Genomic DNA, 17,484 nt, shown 5'->3' on the forward strand with positions numbered 1-17,484 from the left:
GGGGCCGACCGGCCGTACTGCCTGTTCAGACGCCGAGCTCTGCCCTCGCAGCCCTAGCCGCGTGTCTCGGCTCCCCTGTATCCAGGAACCCGGGCTGTCGATCACGGAAAGGGGCGCTCGGTGCAGACGCAGGGCGGAGAGAGAAGAACGGGCGACCAGGGCAAGGGGCGACGGACCCTTGGCGCCGCGCGGGCGGCAGTCGCATCGGCACGGCCGGGATCGTCCCCGCCGCGGGGCCTCCTCGCTCAGCAGAGCGCCGTGGGCAACGCCGCTGTCGTGCAGATGCTCCGCGACGCCGGCCACCGCGGAGCGCAGGAGGAGCACCAGCACGGGGACGGCTGCGGCCACCCCCAGCCCGAACAGGCGGTGCAGCGGTCCGCCGTCCACGACGTCCTGCGCACCCCTGGCCGGCCCCTCGACGACGCCACCCGCACCGACATGGAGAGCCGGCTCGGCGCCGACTTCTCCGACGTCCGCATCCACAACGACTCCGCCGCCAAGGCGTCGGCCGCCGAGGTCGGCGCCCATGCCTACACCAGCGGCAACCACGTCGTCATCGGCGACGGCGGCGGCGGCAAGCACAAGCTCGCCCACGAACTCACCCACGTCATCCAGCAGCGCCAGGGCCCCGTCGCCGGAACCGACAACGGGTCAGGGCTCCGCGTCTCCGACCCGTCCGACCGCTTCGAACGCGAGGCGGAGGCCAACGCGACACGGGCGATGCGCGGCCCGGCCCCCGTGCAGTCGCTCGCCGACGACCGGGAAGAGGCCTCCGCGCGGCGTGGCCCCGCAGAACCGGCCGTCCAGCGGACGGCCGCGGGGGAGCAGCCCGACCTCCAGTTCCGGACCCACACGCTGAGCGCCGGCACCGTCGCCTTCAAGGGCGGTGACTGGGAGAACGGACAGGCGCTGATAGCGGCGGCCGCGACCTTCCACACCAACGGCGAATGGGGGGCCTGCTACCTGGGCACGCCGGCCAACGTCTCGGTGGGGTACATGGAGGAAGGGAACAACCTCCTCCAGATCACCCTGACCCAGCCCCTCAAGCTCCTGGAGATCTACGGCCGCACAGCGGACGATGGGAGCATCGGAGGGGACGCCAAGGCCGCGATGGTCAAGGCCGCGAGGAACTATCCCGCCGGCGCCTACCTGATGGACTCCATCCTGGCGGACGGGTACGACGGGGCGTACATGAACGCCGACGACGAGGGCCTCGGCAACAAGGAGATCATCCTCCACTGGTCGCGAGTGGCGGAGGTGTGCGAGGCCGTCCTGGCGGACCCGCAGCCCCAGTGGAACCGCCGGGAGTACCGGTTCAACGAACTCCCGTAGCGGCGCCCGTGGGCGGGGCCGGCGGCAGCGGACCCGCCCGCCGGCCCGGGCCGCGGAAGCCGTGGCGGCCCCGTGTGGTGAGGCGCCCTCCGGCCCCGGGGGCCGCGCCCGTCCTCGTCCGGGCGGCCGGGGTGTCAGACCCCGGTCTGCCCGTCGACCAGTTCACGCACCACGTCGAGGTGGCCGTTGTGGCGGGACGTCTCCTCGATGAGGTGGAGGATCACCCAGCGGAGGTCGACGTGGCGGCCGTCGCCGATGGGGCGTTCGGCTGGGGTGTCCAGGCCGTGCCCGGCCACCAGGCGGCGGTAGCGGGCGCTCTGCTCCTCGTACTCCGCGAGGAGCTGGGGCAGCGGGACGTCGACCGCTGTCCGCATCTCCGGGTCGGGGTCCTCCTCCGTCGCCTCCGCGAGCGGGCCGTCGTCCTCCTCGCCCAGGAACATCACGTGGAACCAGTAGTGCTCGACCCACCGCAGATGGCTGATCAGGCCGCACAGCGTCATCAGCGGCGAGTTCGGGAGGGGCGCCTTGCGCGCGTCTTCGGCGGACACGCCCTCGCACTTGGCCCGCGCGGTGTCACGGGCGTAGTCGAGGAAGGCGGTCAGCTGCGCACGCTCGTCCCAGGTGGGGGGCGTGTCGGTTCGTCGAGTCATCGCGAGGAGTCTCCCCCGGCGCGGTGCGGGTGTCGACCTCTTTCCGGGCCCAGCCGCGCCCCGAAGCGGGCGCGGCGCGGCTGGCCGGGCACACGCCGTGACGGCTCTGCCGGTTACGTCTCAGTGGACGACGTCGAAGACGTTCTTCTGGATGCCGTTCGCGTACGCCTCGTGCTCGACCAGCTTCAGTTTCTGGCGGTCCTTGTCCGTGTCGCTGAACAGGCGCTTGCCCGCGCCGAGCAGCAGCGGGAAGACGAGCAGGTGGTACCGGTCGATCAGGCCGGCGTCGGAGAGGCCCCGGTTCAGGGCGGCACTGCCGTGCAGGAGGACCGGGCCGCCCTCGGTCTCCTTCAGGGCGGCGACCTCGTCGAGCGACCGAAGGAGCGTGGTGGCGCCCCAGCCGGGCACCAGGTCGTCGTCGGAGAGGGTGGTGGACACGACGTACTTCGGCATCGCGTTGTACCCGGTGAACTCCTCCATGCCCGGCCAGACCGCGCTGAAGGCCTCGTAGCTCGCTCTGCCCAGCAGCATCGCCGCGGCCTCCTCCTGCTCCCGCTCCTTGATGGCGTACGCCTCGGGGAGGAACTCCACGTCCTTGAAGGTCCATCCGGAGTTCCGGTAGCCGGGCTCGCCGCCCGGGGCCTCCATGACGCCGTCGAGCGAGACGAAGGCGGTGCTGATCAGGGTGCGCATCGGAGCTCCTGTGTGTCGTGACCGTGTCCCGGCCGGCGCTCGGCGCCGGCCCGCGGCTCCCGGTCCATGGCCCTCGCGGGGTGTACCGCGTGGTGACGGAGGTACTGAATCCTCACGGAGGTACTGACCGCGCGCCGGGCGGAAACTCATCGCTCCCCGCGTGCGCCACCGCTTCGGAGCACGCCCCGGGCTCCGAAGCGGTGGCGCCCCCGCCCGCAGCGCCCCGTACCCGTGATACGTCCCCGCCCCGGCCGCTACCCTCCCTCCCCATGACCGAACTCGACAGGCTGACCGCCCTCTTCGGCGCCCTGGGGGCGGGCGGCGACGCGGAGGACTGGGCCGAGTCCGAGGCCGAAGAGGGCCTCCCGCAGCTCGCCCGCTACCGGTTCCTGCGCACGGTGTGGCAGGACATCGACGCGTGGGGCGCGGGCGCGCACCGGTGGGTGGAGTCCTATCGCTGCGGCGGGTCGGCGGCCGAGGCCGTGGAGCGCGCCCTCGCCGCCGGGCTCACCCCGGAGGACCTCGGCGCGCTGGCCCGGGAGATCGCGAGGGAGACCGCGTTCGGGGTGCTGCACGCCCTCTCCGACCCCGCGGACGGCTCGCTGGCCCCCGACGTCGAGGAGCGACTGCCGCGCTGGCGGCTGGCCGAGCTGGACCCGGCCGGCGAACCGACCGGACGCTACCTGGACGCGCTCCACGAGGACTTCGCCGAGGTCGAACCGAAGGGCCCGGCGGCATGACGGCGCACGCGCGAACGGTGAGGCCGACCTCCGGACCGCCTCCGACGACGCCGAGCAGTGCGTCCGGCCCGGCGGGGCGCGCCCGTCGGGGCCGGCCCGTGCGCCGGGAGGCCGCGGAGAGCCCTGTGCGGCGGAAACCCGGACACCGGCCGCCCGGTTCGGCACACTGGGCACATGGCCGATCACCCGGAGCTCTCACCGGACCACCTGACCATCAACGTCACGCGTCGCGACGACCCGGTCTTCGAGGTCACGGAGGCGGACGCGTTCGCCTCCCTCCGCACGTACCCGGACATCGTGGTCCGGGGGCCGATGTTCGGGCTCGCCGAGCAGCGCCGCGGCGACCGGCCGCGCTGGCGGCTGCTGGGCGAGATGGATTCGGGTTTCCCGCAGATGGCCCGGGACGAGCTGAACTCGCACCTGTGGTTCATGGCGAAGGACGACACCGACGACCGGGCGGTGCGGCGGTCGCTGCTGGCCGCCGTGGCGCGGCTGGAGACGGAGCCGGTCGACGAGGTGTCGGCGGCCGGCGTCCGCTACCGGGTGGTGCGCGCCGACGAGTTCGCCCGGATCGGCGGCGGCCGGCTGGAGCCGCCCCGGCCCACCGACGTGGACTCCGACGACTGGGACCCGAACGCGCCGGAACCCCCGTGCGACGACGGGTTCGTGATCGACCACGCGGCGGCCGTCGGACTGACCGAGGGGCTCGGCCGGGCGAGCCTGCTGTCGCTCTCGTACACGTCGAGCCGCTTCCCCGACGACGTACGGGCCGATTCCCGGAGGGCGTTGACCAGCCACCCGGGGGTCGTCCTGCTCCCTCCGGCGTTCCGGGCGATGGAGCGGAAGGAGGCTTCCTGGTCGATGGTGACCGGTCTGCACGCCACCCCGCAGGGCGCCCGGCGCTCCCTCGTCCACCATCTGACGGTGTCCCTGCCCCGGCTGGGGAAGGCCGACGAGAAGGAGGCGCTCGTCCACGCCCGTGCCGCCGACCGGTTCGCCGAGCGCACCCGGCCCAATGAACTGGTGGTGCGGGGAAGGCGGTTCGACATCGTCAGGGTCGAGCGCGTGATGCGCGTCGGGCCCGACGGGCCGGAGAAGCCGCGCCCCTCTGACGCGGACGCGTACGGCCCCTCCCAGATGCACCCCGCCATGGACGAGTCGGGCGTCATCACCTACGGCGCATAGCGGCGGGCCCGTCGGACGGCGTGCCGCCCGACGGGCCCGGCCCGTAGCGCGTGAACCGGTCGGCGACCGGCGTCAGTCGCCGGTGACGGTGACCTTCTCGTCGTTGTTGAGCTGCTCCACGAGCTGCTTCACCTTGGCCTTGTCCCAGACGAGGTTGCTGCCCACGCTGCCCGAGATCGGCATGTTCATCGAGGTGCCCTCGCCGCCGGTGACGCCCTTCATCGCGAAGAACATGTCAGCCAGCGCCCAGAGCGACATGTCCTTGTCCACGATCAGCGTGTCGAGGCCCGCGCCCAGCGTCGGGTACAGCGTGAACGGGTTGAGGATCGTGGACGGCGTCGCCGTCTGGCTCGCCAGCGCCGCGAGGAACTTCTGCTGGTTCTTCGTCCGGTCGAGGTCGCTGCCCGCGAACGCGTACCGGGTCCGCACGAAGGCCAGGGACTGTTCGCCGTTCAGCGTCTGCTTGCCGGCCTGGAAGTCGGCCCCGGACTTCTTGTCCTTGAACGCCTTCGGAATGTCCAGCTCGACGCCTCCGATCGCGTCCACGATCTTCGCGAAGCCGCCGAAGCCGATCTCGACGTAATGGTCGATGCGCAGGCCGGTGTTGAACTCCACCGTCCGCACCAGCAGTTCGGGTCCGTCCTCGGCGTAAGCGGCGTTCAGCTTCACCTGCCGGCCCCGGCCCGGGAACACCTTGCCGGACTCGGACCCCTTGAAGGACGGGATCTCGACGTTGGAGTCACGCGGCAGCGAGATCAGCGTCGGTCCGCTGGAGCCGTCGTGCAGGATCATCATCGAGTCGGTGCGCTTGCCCTCGGCGGAACCGGTGCGCAGCCGCTTCTTCTCCTCGTCCGACATGCCCTGACGGCTGTCGGACCCGACGATCAGGTAGTTCGTCCCGTCGCCGGCCTCCGGCCGCTCGATGACCTTCGCGAGGTCGACCTCGCGCTTCAGCTTCGAGTCGGCCCAGAAGTAGGTGGAGACGGAGACCACGAGCACGACGACCACCAGGGTCAGCGCGCCGAGCTTGATCCGGCGACGCCAGTCGGGGGCGGGGCGGCCCTGGACGTAGCCCCCGTCGCCGCCGCGACGGCCGCCGCCCGCGCCGTAGACCTGGCCCGTGTTGTAGCCGCTGTCGTACCCGGCGGCGGGGCCCCCGTGGCCGGGGGCGCCGGACCGGTGGCGGTCGTCGTGCCCCCGGCCCTGCGGCGGCACCTGCGGCCGCCGCGGCGCCTGCGCCGGAGGGGCGGGGGCCGGGCGGCGGACGTGCGGCATCGCCCGTGCGCTCTCGGGCCGGGGGGCGGCGCTGCCCTGCCCGTAACGCTCGCTGCGGTCGCCGGTCCGGCGATCGGGCCAATCGTTCATCCGACCAGTGTGCCGTCCCCGCGCACACCTATTACAGGGTGTAAGGGAAATTGCACCGGGGCTGTTGCGAAGCTGATGCATTCGGCGAGACCCGGAGCCGCGCATAAGGTGGACTGTATGACAGATCAGGCCACCCGCCCGGAGGGCGAGATTCCGGGCAAGCCGACCGCGGCCTCCCGCACCACCCTCAGCCACATCATGACTGGCAGCGACACCAACCTCCTCGGCACGGTGCACGGCGGCGTGATCATGAAGCTGGTCGACGACGCGGCGGGCGCCGTGGCCGGCCGGCACTCCGGCGGCCCCGCGGTGACCGCCTCGATGGACGAGATGGTCTTCCTGGAGCCGGTCCGGGTCGGCGACCTCGTCCATGTGCGCGCCCAGGTCAACTGGACCGGCCGCTCCTCGATGGAGGTCGGCGTCCGTGTGATGGCCGAGCGCTGGAACGAGTCGACCCCCGCCCAGCAGGTCGGCAGCGCCTATCTGGTCTTCGCCGCCGTCGACGGGGACGGCAGGCCGCGCGCCGTACCGCAGGTGATCCCCGAGACCGAGCGGGACAAGCGGCGCTACCAGGAGGCACAGATCCGGCGCACCCACCGGCTCGCCCGCCGCCGCGCGATCAAGGAGCTGCGCGAGAAGCGCGTGGCCGACGGCATCGACGACTGAGACCCGCCGCGACCCCCACGGCGTGCGGTCCCCCGCGCCCTCACGGCCCGGCCTCCGAGGCCCCCATGGCCCAAGGCTCGCCGCGCCCTCACGGCCCGGCCCCCGAGGCCCTCCCACGGTCCCCGACCCGCCGTGACCCGCGCCTCCGGCCGGTGCGCCCGACCGCCTGCGCGGTTCACGCCCCGCCTTCTACGGGCACACCACCTCGTCGCCCCTCACCGTGGAGAACTCGCCCGCCTCCCGGCTCCCCGACCTCACCCGCCGCACCTCCGTGAAGTCCGAGCCCACCGTCACGCTCAGGGTCCCGCCGTGGCCCTTCACCGCCTCCAGCTCACTGCCGGGCAGGGCGGCCGCCAGGGACTGCGCCGAACGGTCCCAGCGCGGGTCGTACGTCACGACCGTCCGCCTCGCATCCCGCCGCTCCCCGTTGAGCGGGAGGCCCGTCGTGGCGAACCCGGTGCCGCGCAGCTGCTCGTCCACGGCCCGGCCGAGGCCGTCCTTCGAGGTCCCGTTGTAGACCTGGACCCGGACCTTCCGCGGCGCCACATCGACCAGCGCGGCCGCGGGCTCCTCCGGCCCGGCCGCGGACTCCGGCTCCGCCGGGGCCAGCGGCTCGTCCTCACGCAGCGCCCGGAAGAGCTTCTTCGCCTTCGCCGCGTCCCACCGCACCGTCGCGCCGATGCCCTTCACCGGGAAGCTGGGGTTGCCCACGGGGACGGAGGCGAACTCGGACGAGGACGGGCTGAAGCCCCGCATCGCCGAGCCGAGCGCCAGCATCTGCTTCGTGCCGAAACCCTTGTCGGCCCGGACCGAGCCGAGCACAGAGGCCGACACCTGCTGGAACTTCACCGGGTTCAGCAGCACGCCGCTGCTCGTCACCTGTTCGATCAGCGCCGCCACGAACTTCTGCTGGCGCTGCATCCGGCCCAGGTCGGAGCCCCCGTCGACATGGCGTGCGCGGACGTACTGGAGCGCCTGGCCGCCGTCCAGCTCATGGCTGCCCGCCGGCAGGTCCAGGCCGCTGTACGTGTCCTTCATCGGGAGGGCCGTGCAGATCTCCACCCCGCCCACCGCGTCCACCGTCTTCATGAAGCTGGTGAAGTCGACTTCCAGATAGTGGTCGATCTTGACCCCCGTCATGTGCTCGACCGTGCGCACGGTCAGCGTCGGCCCGCCCTCCGCGTAGGCGGCGTTCAGCTTCACCGGGTGGGAGGCGTGCTGCTCGCCCGTGGTGCGGTCCGTGTGGGCGGGGATCTCGGCGTAGCTGTCCCGGGGGAGGCTGACGACGCTCGCCCGCTGCTTGTCCGCCGACAGATGGATCAGCATGATCGTGTCGGTGCAGTGACAGGGCTCGCCCCCCAGCCGGTACTTCTCCCGTTCTTCCCGCGTGATGGTGTCCCGGCCGTCGGTCCCGACGAGCAGGAGGTTCATGCCCCCGCCCGCCCGAGGGCGGTTCTTCATGTCCTTGAACGGGTCGACCCGGCCGATCCCCGTCTCCAGCTCGCTCACCACGGCGTGACCGATCCCACCGGCCCCCAGCACCAGCACGGACAGCCCGACGGCCGCCCGCATGCCCCAGCCGGGCCGCTCGTCCTGCGTGCGGGAGCGGACTGGCCGCGTGCCCCGGGGCGGCCGGCGCCCGGGGGGCGTGGCGCGGGGGCACGGCGGGCGCTGCGGTCGTGGCGGCGTGGGCACGGGGGGAGACACCTCCGCGGTGCAGGGGGGACCATCGCACGGTAGGCCCATACGATCTGCGTCCCGGCCCGCGACCCGGCGGGGCGCACCGGTATCCCCCGTTCGCGGTAACGTGGCGGCCGAATAACGCCGCCTCCAGGGGTGCGAAACCCCCGGCGCCCCGAGGACCCCCGAGGACCACATGTCTGCCGCGCAGTACCCCGCCGTCTCCGTGATCATGCCGGTGCTCAACGAGGAACGCCATCTCAGGAACTCGGTCCGGCACATCCTGGAGCAGGAGTACGCCGGGGAGATGGAGGTCGTGATCGCGCTCGGCCCCTCCACCGACCGCACCGACGCCATCGCCGCCGAACTGGTCGCGGAGGACCCCCGGGTCCACACCGTCCCCAATCCCTCCGGCCGCACCCCCGCCGCCCTCAACGCGGCGATCGAGGCGTCCCGCCATCCGATCGTCGTACGGGTCGACGGCCACGGCATGCTCTCGCCCGGCTACATCGCGACGGCCGTGCGCCTCCTGGAGGAGACCGGCGCGCAGAACGTCGGAGGCATCATGCACGCCGAGGGCGAGAACGCCTGGGAGGACGCCGTCGCCGCCGCGATGACCTCGAAGATCGGCGTCGGCAACGCGGCCTTCCACACCGGCGGCCAGGCGGGCCCGGCCGAGACCGTGTATCTGGGCGTCTTCCGCCGCGAGGCGCTGGAGCGGGCCGACGGCTACAACGTCGAGTTCATCCGCGCGCAGGACTGGGAGCTGAACTTCCGCCTCCGCGAGGCCGGCGGGCTGATCTGGTTCTCGCCCGAGCTGAGGGTCCAGTACCGCCCGCGCCCCACGGTGAAGGCGCTCGCCAAGCAGTACAAGGACTACGGCCGGTGGCGCCATGTCGTCGCGCGCTACCACCCCGGCTCGATCAACCTGCGCTATCTGGCCCCGCCGACCGCCGTCGTCGCCATCGCGGCGGGCCTGGTCGTGGGCGCGACGCTCACCCCGTGGGCCCTGGTCGTCCCGGGCGGTTACGCGGCCGCCATCGTCGCCGGCTCGCTGCCCGCCGGCAAGGGGCTGTCGCTGAAGGCCCGCGCACAGATCCCGGTGGCCCTGGCGACGATGCACATGTGCTGGGGGTTCGGCTTCCTCACCAGCCCGCGGTCCCTGGCGAAGAAGGTCATCGCGAGCCGCCGCCCGGCGATGACCGGCAGGGCCGAAACCGTCTGACGGGCCCGGGCCGGCCCCGTACGGTCCCGGCGTCCGCGCCCGTGGGGTCCACCGCCGCGGTGGGCCCCGCAGGCGCACGCCCCTCACGTCACCAGGTGTACGCCGGGTTGACCTTCATACAGGCCTCCTCCTCGCCGTTGAGGGCCCCCGCGGACTCCGGGGTCTTCTCCTGGCCCTCGGGCACGGGGTAGGCCTCGCCCTCCCGCCAGTCGGCGCCCACGACGAGCGAGATCCCCGAGACGTCGGTGGACTTCTTCACCTGCGTCAGCGGGATGCCCAGCGCCTTGGCGGCCGCCTGGGCGTCGCCCTCCAGATCCGCGCTCGGGTACAGCACGCCGGTCCGCGCCGCCCCGGCCACGTCGGCCGCGTCGACGGTGGTCTTCGTGAACCCGGCTTCCCTCAGCTGGTCCGCCACCGCGCCCGCACGCCCGGAGGCCGGACCGAGCGCGTCCGTGGCGGTCCCGTTCCGCACGGCGACGGCGATGTCCCCGACCGGGGCAGAGGGGTCCTCCACGGCCTCCTGCGGCTTCTTCCGCTTCGACGCCTTCCCGTCCAGCGGTACGTCCTCGCGGACCATCCGGAACAACTGCTCCGCGTCTCCCGCCTTCGGGTACACCCGGCCCCTGTTCACGCCGGTGCCGTAGACGTTCGGCATGGTCGACATCGTGATGCGCTTCGTGGGGACCTTCTTGAACTCCTCGGCCAGGTCGTAGAGCTTCTTGACCGTGTCGAGGCCCTTGTCGACCGTCAGCGCCTCGGTGGCGGCCTCGGCGAGGTTCATCAGCTTGGCCGGGTCGGTGAGCTTGGTGCCCTTGCGCAGCTCCCGGACCATCGCGTTCATGTACTGGTGCTGTGCCTTGGCGCGCCCGAGGTCGGTGTTGTCCTCGAAGCCGTACCGGGTGCGCAGCCACGCGAGGGCCTGCTCGCCCTGGACGTAGGTGGTGCCCTTCTCCAGCTTCAGCCCCGAGCCCTTGCCGTCGCGGCCGCGCGAGTGGATGTTCGCGTCGACGCAGACCGGCACGCCGCCGATGGCGTCGGCCATCGACACCACGCCCGCGAAGTCGATCATCATGAAGTGGTCGATCCTGATACCGGTCAGCTCGTACCAGGTGGCCACCGTGCACCCCGGTCCGCCGCGCCCCAGGCTCTCGTTCGTCTGCACGTCCACGGTGGAGGCCGGGAACACCTCGCCGTCCGGGGCCGTGCACTTCGGCATCTTGAGCATGGTGTCGCGCGGCATGCTGATCACCGAGAGGTTGCTGCGGTCCGCGGATATGTGGAGCAGCATCTGCACGTCGGCGAGCGGCGGTGCGCCGAAGGTCTCCTTCGCCCCGCCCAGCTTCTGGTTGGCCTTGGAGTCGCGGGCGTCGGAGCCGATGAGGAGGATGTTCAGCGGGGTCTGCCCGGCGGCGTTGGCCTTGTGGTCGGCCATCTGCTCGTCGCCGAGGGTCAGATCCTCTTTCCTGATGTTGCTGTTGAGGTACTCGTAGTAGAGGTAACCGGCGCCGCCGGTGCCGAGTATCAGCACGGCGAGCACGGAGGCGCTCCAGCGCAGCACGCGCCGTTTCCCGCTCTTCGGTGCGCGGCGGGTGCTGCGCCCGCGGGGCCGGTCGCCGTCGCCGCGCCGGCCCTTCGGCGCCCGGCGGCCCCGGCCCTCGTCGGCCCGACCGCCGGGGCCCTGGCCGCCGCCCGCCCCGTACGGGGTCCCGTCCTGCGGGCTCTCCTCCCGGCCGCGGCCCCGGCTCCGGTCCCGCTCGTCCGCGGTCGTGTGGCGGACGCGTGACCGCGTTCCCTCCCCGGGCGTACTGCTCCGTCCCACCGGACCCCCCTGCTGTTCAGGCCGTCGCTGCGGCGCGGATACCCGGTGTCACTCGGCGCATACCGCCTTGTCGGCGCTTGCTTGCTTGGCGCTCTCCGGAGCCTTCGCCGGCCCGGTGATGAGCTGTCCCGCGCCCTTGAAGTCCGCCCCCAGCGTGAGCACCATCGCCTGAAGCCCCTCGGCGTCGGTGGCGCCCTGCTTCATGGCCGAGGCGGGCAGCCCCATCATCGCGGCGAGCGCGCGGGCCTGGTCGGCCTGGTTGGGCGCGTACTCCAGCGTCGTCTTGTCGATCTTCTCGGGGGCGTTGGCCTTGTTGGTGGACTTCAGCACGCCCTGTTCGTTCTGGAGCCAGGTGACGGTCGCCCCCGCGGCGCCGGAGATGCTGCCGCCGTTGAGGACGTCCACGCGCACATCGGCGGGAGCGGCCTGCGGGCCCTTCAGCAGGGCCGCCTGCTTGCCCTTGGCGGCCTTCTCCTGCTTCTTCACCTCGGTCAGCGAGGTGTCGGAGCGCAGCATCGAGAAGAGCTGCTCTCCCTGCTCCGGGTGGACGACGACGGTGACGGGCTTCGGCTCGGCCGGGTTGTCGATGACCGGCATCGTGACGAAGCTGATGTTCTTGGTGTCGACCTTGCCGATCTCCTGGGCGAGTGTCATCAGCTTCTTCGCGCTGCCGATGCCCTGGTCGACCGTCAGGGCCTTGGTGGCCGCGTCGGCGAGTGTGAAGAGCTTCTTCGGGTTGGTGAGGGTGTCGCTCGACTTCATCTCCCGGATCATGGAGCCGAGGAACTGCTGCTGCACCTTGATGCGGTCGAGGTCGCTCTTGTTGCCGAAGCTGTCCCGGGTGCGCAGCAGGGCCAGGGCGTCCTCGCCCTGCACCTTCGACTCGCCCTGGGGCAGCTTCAGATGCGACTTCGGGTCGTCGATCGGCTTGGCCATGCAGACCTTGACGCCGCCGACCGCCGTCGTCAGCTCCTTGACCGCGTTGAAGTCGACCATCATGAAGTGGTCGGGCTTGATGCCGGTGATCGCCTCGACGGTCCGCATGGTGCAGCCCGGGTCGCGGCCCTCCTGGCCGAGGCTGGTGTTGAAGCGGACGTTCGGCGTGCCGGGGATCACCTTCGTCGACCCGTCCGGCTGCTTGGTCTCGCAGTCGGGGATCTCCGTCACCAGGTCGCGCGGGATGCTCATCGCCGTCGCGTTGGTCCGGTCCTCCGCGACGTGGAACAGGATGTTGGTGTCGGCGTGGCCGGCGCTGCCCGCGTCGCCGTACCCCTTGTTGCCCTCGCCGGTGCGCTTGTCGGTACCGATGATCAGGATGTTCATCGGGCCGTCGCTGAGGACGTCGCTGTTGCCGGCGTCGCCCACGTCGACGGTGTCGATGTTGCCGTTGAGCTGCTGGTACAGGACGTAGGCGCCGGCCGATCCGGCGACCACGACGAACGCCATCACCCCGCCCGTCCACAGCAGCGCCGCCTTCCTCCGCGACTTCTTCGGCTTGCGCTTGCGGCGGCCCGCCGCGGGCGGCTCCGCCCCGCGTCCGCCCTGGGTGCTCCGGCGGCTGCGCTGGCCGGGCACCTCGCGGCGCGGGCCGCCGGGGGGGACGCCGTCCCTCCCGCGGCCCTCACGGGGAGAGCCGGACCGCACCTCGCGGCGGCTGCCGGCCCCTTCCGCCGTGGCCGTGCGCGCGACGGCGGGCGACTCCCCTGCGGAGTGATCCAGTCGCAATTCGTAATTGCCGGTATGCGGGTTGAGCACCCACTGGTCGGCGGGGTCGATATCGTCCGCCCGCCCACGGCTATGCGCGTCCACGGTTGCCTGAGTCCTCCGTCGGTGCCACGCGAGGCGCCCTCCCCCGGCAAGGCGCTCGTTCTTTCGCTCCAGCAGTGCACGACCTGACGGCCGGAAGCACCGGATCGCGTCACACTATCCGGCCGATTCCACGTCGAGCGACGTGCGTGACACATTGCACGCCCCTTACAACCGGGCATTCTTCCCATTACGCGTCGATTGTGTTCTCCGTCTTGGTAATTGCTTTACTGCTTGCACAGGTCGTCGGCCGCGCTCGACCCCGAATAGGTAGGGGCGGGCGTCGGGCTTTCGGACCCGGCGTCATCCGGTTTTCCGTCCTCGTTCCTTTCCCGTTCGCCCTCCGCGTCCTTGAGCTCGTCGGCCGGGACCACGGTGACGGGCCGGTCCTCGCGGAGTTGCTCGAACAGCTTGCTCGCGTCCGGTTCGACGAGTTCGTCCCGGTTCCGGTTGTGGCGGTACGGCTGCCGGGGGACGGTCAGGAACCGCACCTGGTCGGTCGGGACGTTGCGCATCCCGCGCACCAGGTCGTACAGATCACGCAGCGAGTCCAGCCCGGGGTCCGTGGTCAGCGACTTGGTCGCCGCGTCCAGCACCGGATAGAGCCGGGTGGGGTTGAGCAGGACCCCGTTGCTCTGCATCTTGTTGACCAGGGCGCCGAGGAACTGCTGCTGGCGCTCCATCCGTTCGGTGTCGCTGCCGTCGCCGAGGGACTTTCGCGCCCGTACGTAGCCGAGGGCCTCCTCGCCGTTCAGCTTCTGCCGCCCGGCCGGCAGCTCCAGGTGGGCGTCCTCGTCGTCGATCGGCTCCGCGAGGCAGATCTCCACCCCGTCCACGGCGTCGACCATGTCCTTGAAGCCGTTGAAGTCGACGACCATGTGGTGATCGACGCGGATGCCGGTCATCCGCTCCACGGTGCGGACGGTGCAGGCCGTGCCGCCGGCCTCGAACGCCGAGTTGAACTGAGCCAGCCGCTCCCGGGTCTCCTCGCCGTCCGCGGTGCGGCACCCGGGGATCTCCACCATCAGGTCGCGGGGGAGGGAGACCGCGGTCGCGCTCCTCCGGTCCGCGGCGAGGTGCAGCAGGATCGTGGTGTCCGACCGCTGGCTGCCGCCGTCGTCCCGCCCGTACTCGCTGTTGTCCCCGGCCCGGCTGTCGGACCCGATGAGCAGGATGTTCTGTGCGTCCATGACGACCGGGGCCGGCCGTTCCTCCTCGTAGGCCTTGAGCACGGCGGCGGCACCGGTGTCGGTGGTGATGTTGGCGTCGAGCTTCTTGTAGAGCCACCAGCCCGCGCCCGCCGAGACGAGCACGAGGAACGAGGCCGCGAGGGCGGCCCAGCGCAGCCAGGGGCCGCGCCGCCCACCGCCGCCCTCGGGGCGGTCGGCCCAGGCCCGCGCCGCGCCACTCGCAGCGCCGCTGCCGCCGTGGCCGGTGTCGCCGCCGGGGCTGCCGTCGTCGCCCCCGGGGCTGCCCGCGCAGTCGCCGGCGGGTGCTTCGTCCTGCGGGGGGCCGTGCTGCGACGGTCCGGTGGGGGAGGCATCGGGAGCGGGGCGGGCCTTAGCCCCGTGCTCCTCCTGCGACCTGCTCGGCGGCGTGTCCCCGGCCGGGCGGTCCGAGTCGTCCGGCGGGCCGGCACTGTCGGTCACGTCTGCGTCCATCCTTCACGTTCGGCGGCGCGATGGGCCGCCGGTCGCAGGAGTAGACGGCTGAACCTCACGCTTGGTTGTGCACTGTCAGGAGGCGGTCTGTACCGCCGATCATCTACCCGCTCCGGCGCGTGGCGCCGGGGACTCGGCCCGCTGTGGGCCGGACGAGTGCACGTCAGGCGCTTGTCATACCGCCGTGTCGGTCACGCGTTCGCTCTCGACGCGCTTGGCCAGGCCGTCCGCGTCGAGCTGCCCGAGGTGGCGGCAGAGCACCACGGACGCCCCGGCCGCCAGGGGCGCGAAGAGTCCGGCGCTCAGCCCGTCCCAGCTGTCGTACGTCCGTCCGGTCAGCAGCCGGGAGCCGGGCGCGAGCCCGAGGGCGGCGGCGTCCTCACGGGCCCTGGCGACGAGCTGTGCGCCCGTCAGCCGGAGCCCGTCCACGGTCAGCGCTGCCGCGTCGGCGTCCACCGGAGCGAAGGGGGCGAAGCGGTCGCCCTGGCTCGGCACCTCCACCGCGTAGTCCGCGAACCCCTCGGGCGGCTGCGGGAAGCGGCCCCCCAGGGGGCGCAGGGCGAGCGCGACCCGTTCGCCCCGGCAGGCCCGCGCCCGCTCCAGGGTGTCCGGGCCGGTCACGACGAGGTCGGCGGCGGCCGGATCGCCCTGGACGTCGGCGACGACGCCGACCGAGGAGCAGGCGAGCAGCCAGACCGCGGACTGCCAGTGCGCGGGGAGCAGGAGGGCGAGCCGGTCGCCGGGCTCCGCGGCCAGGTCGCCCTGGAGCAGATTGGCGGTCTTGGCCACCCAATTGGCGAAGGTGGCCACCGACAGTTCGACGCGTTCTCCGGTGGCGTCGTCGTAGAAGGTGACCAGGGGGCGGGCCGGGTCCGAGGCGAGGGCGGATCGCAGCAGGTCGGCGGGGGTGCGGTCGCTGGGGTTCATCCGCGCAAGCCTACGCGCGCCCGCCGTGCGGGGCGGGCTGAACGGGTGTCACGTACACCGGTTCGGGCGACGGGGCGTCACCTTGGGTGCCCTGTCCGGGTAGCCGGATATGGGTGCATACGTACAGGATCATCTGTATGCGTGCACTCCTTGTCACCTCAGTCGGCGTCACCTGCGCGGCGGCACTCACCCTGCCGCTCGCCGCACCCGCCGTATCCGCCCCGGCCTCGCACTCCGCCCCGGCCCGGCCGCCGTCCCTCATCCTCCAGCCCGCAGCCGCGGACCCCACCCGCCTTGCGGACGCGGACCCCTCGCCGGTCCCGCCCGAAGCCGCGGTGGACGCAGCCGCGCCTCCCGACGCCACCGCCAACGCCCCCGACGCCGATCCCCGCGACGAGGGGCCCCGCCCGGAGGGGCCCCGGGCCGCCGAGTCGGCCGCGGAGCCCGCGGGTTCGACGCAGTCCCTCCCCCTGGAGCCCCTCGCCGCACCGTCGAACCGTGCCGCCGGCGCGGTGGCCCAAGGCCTGCCCCCGCGCGACGCCCGCCGCTTCTCCCTGGTGGGCGTGGTCTGGGACGACCCCGACGCCGAACTGCACGGAACCGTCCAGGTCCGCACCCGGGCGACCGGGGGCGCGGGCTGGTCGGACTGGCAGGACGTCGAGACCCACAACGCCGAGCACAGCGCCGACCTCGGCAGCGCCGAGCGCGAGTCCGGCGGCGTGCGCGGGGCGACGGCCCCGCTCTGGGTCGGCGACTCCGACGGAGTGGAGGTCCGCGTACGCCCCGGGGCCGCCGACCCGCAGGACGGGACCGCCGCCGCACCGCTCCCCGACGGACTGCGCCTGGAGCTCGTCCATCCCGGCGAGGACCCGGAGCCGGACCCCGCGCGGGCCGCGACCGGCGACGGGGCCGCTGCCTCCGTCAGGTTCGCCGACACCCCGCCGGCGACCGCGCTCGGGCCGGAGCTCCTCACCGCGCAGGCGGCCACCTCCTCGGCCGTCAACGCCGGCCTCGCACCGTTCGGCGCGACCGTCATCCCCGCCCTGGGCCAAGCGGAGGCGGAGCAGCGGGAGACGCTGTTCACGGCGGCCGCGGCGAAGCCGTACATCGGCCCGCGGCCCGGCATCGTCACGCGCAAGGGCTGGGGCGCGGACGAGAGGCTCCGCGAGCGCACCTTCGCGTACACCAAGACCGTCAAGGCGGCCTTCGTGCACCACAGTGCGACCGGCAACAACTACACCTGCAAGCAGGCCCCCGCGATGCTCCGCAGCATCTACCGCTACCACGTCAAGAGCAACGGCTGGCGTGACATCGGGTACAACTTCGCCGTCGACAAGTGCGGGAACATCTACGAGGGCCGGGCCGGAGGCGTGAAACGAGCCGTCCTGGGGGCCCACACCCTGGGGTTCAACAGCAACTCGATGGGGATCGCGGTGCTCGGCACCTACTCCTCGTCCAACCCGCCCACCGCCGCGGTGAACGCCGTCGCCAAGCTCACGGCCTGGAAGCTCGGGCTGTTCGGGGCCAACCCCAAGGGCAAGGTGACCCTCGTCTCCGGAGGCAGCAACAAGCACAAGAAGGGCAAAAAGGTCAAACTCAATGTGATCTCCGGGCACCGGGACGGCTTCGCAACCGAATGCCCCGGGTCGCGTCTCTACAAGAAGCTCGGCACGGCCCGGACCACCGCCGCCAAACTGCAGGGCCGCTGACCGGGGCCTTCCCGCCCGGTCTGCTT

The 17,484-nt window shown here is 72.4% G+C and carries 13 protein-coding genes and 1 pseudogene; 6 read left to right on the forward strand and 8 right to left on the reverse strand.

All coding sequences use genetic code 11. From position 1 onward, the window contains the following. Positions 1-120: 120 nt before the first annotated feature. Positions 121-816: pseudogene (locus V9U70_RS16755) on the forward strand (eCIS core domain-containing protein); the annotation flags it as partial. A gap of 650 nt (positions 817-1,466) precedes the next feature. On the opposite strand, the gene V9U70_RS16760 reads toward V9U70_RS16755, so the two are convergent. Together V9U70_RS16760 and V9U70_RS16765 are read right to left on the reverse strand one after the other, a co-directional pair. Then, entirely contained in the window at positions 1,467-1,982 is a 516-nt protein-coding gene (locus tag V9U70_RS16760; protein ID WP_336676073.1) for a DinB family protein, read from the reverse strand. A 120-nt stretch (positions 1,983-2,102) separates the two neighbouring features. Beyond that, positions 2,103-2,675, reverse strand: a complete 573-nt coding sequence (locus V9U70_RS16765; protein ID WP_336676075.1) for a dihydrofolate reductase family protein — start codon at positions 2,673-2,675, stop codon at positions 2,103-2,105. Positions 2,676-2,944: 269 nt separating this feature from the next. Between V9U70_RS16765 and V9U70_RS16770 the strand changes: the two genes are divergently transcribed. Together V9U70_RS16770 and V9U70_RS16775 are read left to right on the forward strand one after the other, a co-directional pair. Then, complete coding sequence (locus V9U70_RS16770) at positions 2,945-3,415, forward strand: hypothetical protein (protein WP_336676077.1); 471 nt, start codon at positions 2,945-2,947, stop codon at positions 3,413-3,415. Positions 3,416-3,589: 174 nt separating this feature from the next. Continuing rightward, the gene (locus tag V9U70_RS16775; RefSeq protein WP_336676079.1) at positions 3,590-4,600 is read left to right on the forward strand and encodes a DUF5954 family protein; all 1,011 of its coding nucleotides are present in this window, start codon (positions 3,590-3,592) and stop codon (positions 4,598-4,600) included. Positions 4,601-4,672: 72 nt separating this feature from the next. On the opposite strand, the gene V9U70_RS16780 is transcribed toward V9U70_RS16775, so the two are convergent. Beyond that, positions 4,673-5,965, reverse strand: a complete 1,293-nt coding sequence (locus V9U70_RS16780) for an LCP family protein (protein WP_336676081.1) — start codon at positions 5,963-5,965, stop codon at positions 4,673-4,675. Positions 5,966-6,082: 117 nt separating this feature from the next. Here V9U70_RS16780 and V9U70_RS16785 point away from each other — a divergent pair, with 117 nt between their 5' ends. Continuing rightward, positions 6,083-6,631 (forward strand): acyl-CoA thioesterase, encoded by a 549-nt coding sequence (locus tag V9U70_RS16785; RefSeq protein WP_336676083.1) that lies wholly within the window; start codon positions 6,083-6,085, stop codon positions 6,629-6,631. 189 nt (positions 6,632-6,820) lie between these two features. Here the strand turns inward: V9U70_RS16785 and V9U70_RS16790 are convergent, their stop codons facing one another. Then, positions 6,821-8,326 (reverse strand): LCP family protein, encoded by a 1,506-nt coding sequence (locus tag V9U70_RS16790; RefSeq protein WP_473828699.1) that lies wholly within the window; start codon positions 8,324-8,326, stop codon positions 6,821-6,823. Positions 8,327-8,507: 181 nt separating this feature from the next. Here V9U70_RS16790 and V9U70_RS16795 point away from each other — a divergent pair, with 181 nt between their 5' ends. Further along, positions 8,508-9,536, forward strand: coding sequence for a glycosyltransferase family 2 protein (locus tag V9U70_RS16795; RefSeq protein WP_336676085.1), 1,029 nt, complete (start codon positions 8,508-8,510; stop codon positions 9,534-9,536). Between the two features lie 88 nt (positions 9,537-9,624). Here V9U70_RS16795 and V9U70_RS16800 read toward each other — a convergent pair whose 3' ends face one another. The 4 genes from V9U70_RS16800 to V9U70_RS16815 form a co-directional block, all read right to left on the reverse strand. Continuing rightward, on the reverse strand, positions 9,625-11,355 hold the full coding sequence (locus V9U70_RS16800; RefSeq protein ID WP_336676087.1) for an LCP family protein: 1,731 nt from the start codon (positions 11,353-11,355) through the stop codon (positions 9,625-9,627). Between the two features lie 48 nt (positions 11,356-11,403). After that, on the reverse strand, positions 11,404-13,164 hold the full coding sequence (locus V9U70_RS16805) for an LCP family protein (protein WP_336676089.1): 1,761 nt from the start codon (positions 13,162-13,164) through the stop codon (positions 11,404-11,406). 224 nt (positions 13,165-13,388) lie between these two features. After that, the gene (locus V9U70_RS16810; RefSeq protein ID WP_336676090.1) at positions 13,389-14,822 is read right to left on the reverse strand and encodes an LCP family protein; all 1,434 of its coding nucleotides are present in this window, start codon (positions 14,820-14,822) and stop codon (positions 13,389-13,391) included. 174 nt (positions 14,823-14,996) lie between these two features. Further along, positions 14,997-15,749: a TIGR03089 family protein gene (locus tag V9U70_RS16815; RefSeq protein ID WP_336676092.1), complete on the reverse strand. Its 753-nt coding sequence runs from the start codon at positions 15,747-15,749 to the stop codon at positions 14,997-14,999. Between the two features lie 137 nt (positions 15,750-15,886). Between V9U70_RS16815 and V9U70_RS16820 the strand changes: the two genes are divergently transcribed. Beyond that, positions 15,887-17,458, forward strand: a complete 1,572-nt coding sequence (locus V9U70_RS16820; RefSeq protein ID WP_336676093.1) for an N-acetylmuramoyl-L-alanine amidase — start codon at positions 15,887-15,889, stop codon at positions 17,456-17,458. Positions 17,459-17,484: the final 26 nt, after the last annotated feature.

The organism is Streptomyces pratensis, assembly GCF_037137275.1.
Lineage (GTDB): Bacteria > Actinomycetota > Actinomycetes > Streptomycetales > Streptomycetaceae > Streptomyces > Streptomyces pratensis_B.

Bases quoted from the DNA above. Each gene is read 5' to 3' on its own strand.
- V9U70_RS16760 (WP_336676073.1), bottom strand. From the start codon at position 1,982: ATGACTCGACGAACCGACACGCCCCCCACCTGGGACGAGCGTGCGCAG.
- V9U70_RS16765 (WP_336676075.1), bottom strand. From the start codon at position 2,675: ATGCGCACCCTGATCAGCACCGCCTTCGTCTCGCTCGACGGCGTCATG.
- V9U70_RS16770 (WP_336676077.1), top strand. From the start codon at position 2,945: ATGACCGAACTCGACAGGCTGACCGCCCTCTTCGGCGCCCTGGGGGCG.
- V9U70_RS16775 (WP_336676079.1), top strand. From the start codon at position 3,590: ATGGCCGATCACCCGGAGCTCTCACCGGACCACCTGACCATCAACGTC.
- V9U70_RS16780 (WP_336676081.1), bottom strand. From the start codon at position 5,965: ATGAACGATTGGCCCGATCGCCGGACCGGCGACCGCAGCGAGCGTTAC.
- V9U70_RS16785 (WP_336676083.1), top strand. From the start codon at position 6,083: ATGACAGATCAGGCCACCCGCCCGGAGGGCGAGATTCCGGGCAAGCCG.
- V9U70_RS16795 (WP_336676085.1), top strand. From the start codon at position 8,508: ATGTCTGCCGCGCAGTACCCCGCCGTCTCCGTGATCATGCCGGTGCTC.
- V9U70_RS16810 (WP_336676090.1), bottom strand. From the start codon at position 14,822: ATGGACGCAGACGTGACCGACAGTGCCGGCCCGCCGGACGACTCGGAC.
- V9U70_RS16815 (WP_336676092.1), bottom strand. From the start codon at position 15,749: ATGAACCCCAGCGACCGCACCCCCGCCGACCTGCTGCGATCCGCCCTC.
- V9U70_RS16820 (WP_336676093.1), top strand. From the start codon at position 15,887: ATGCGTGCACTCCTTGTCACCTCAGTCGGCGTCACCTGCGCGGCGGCA.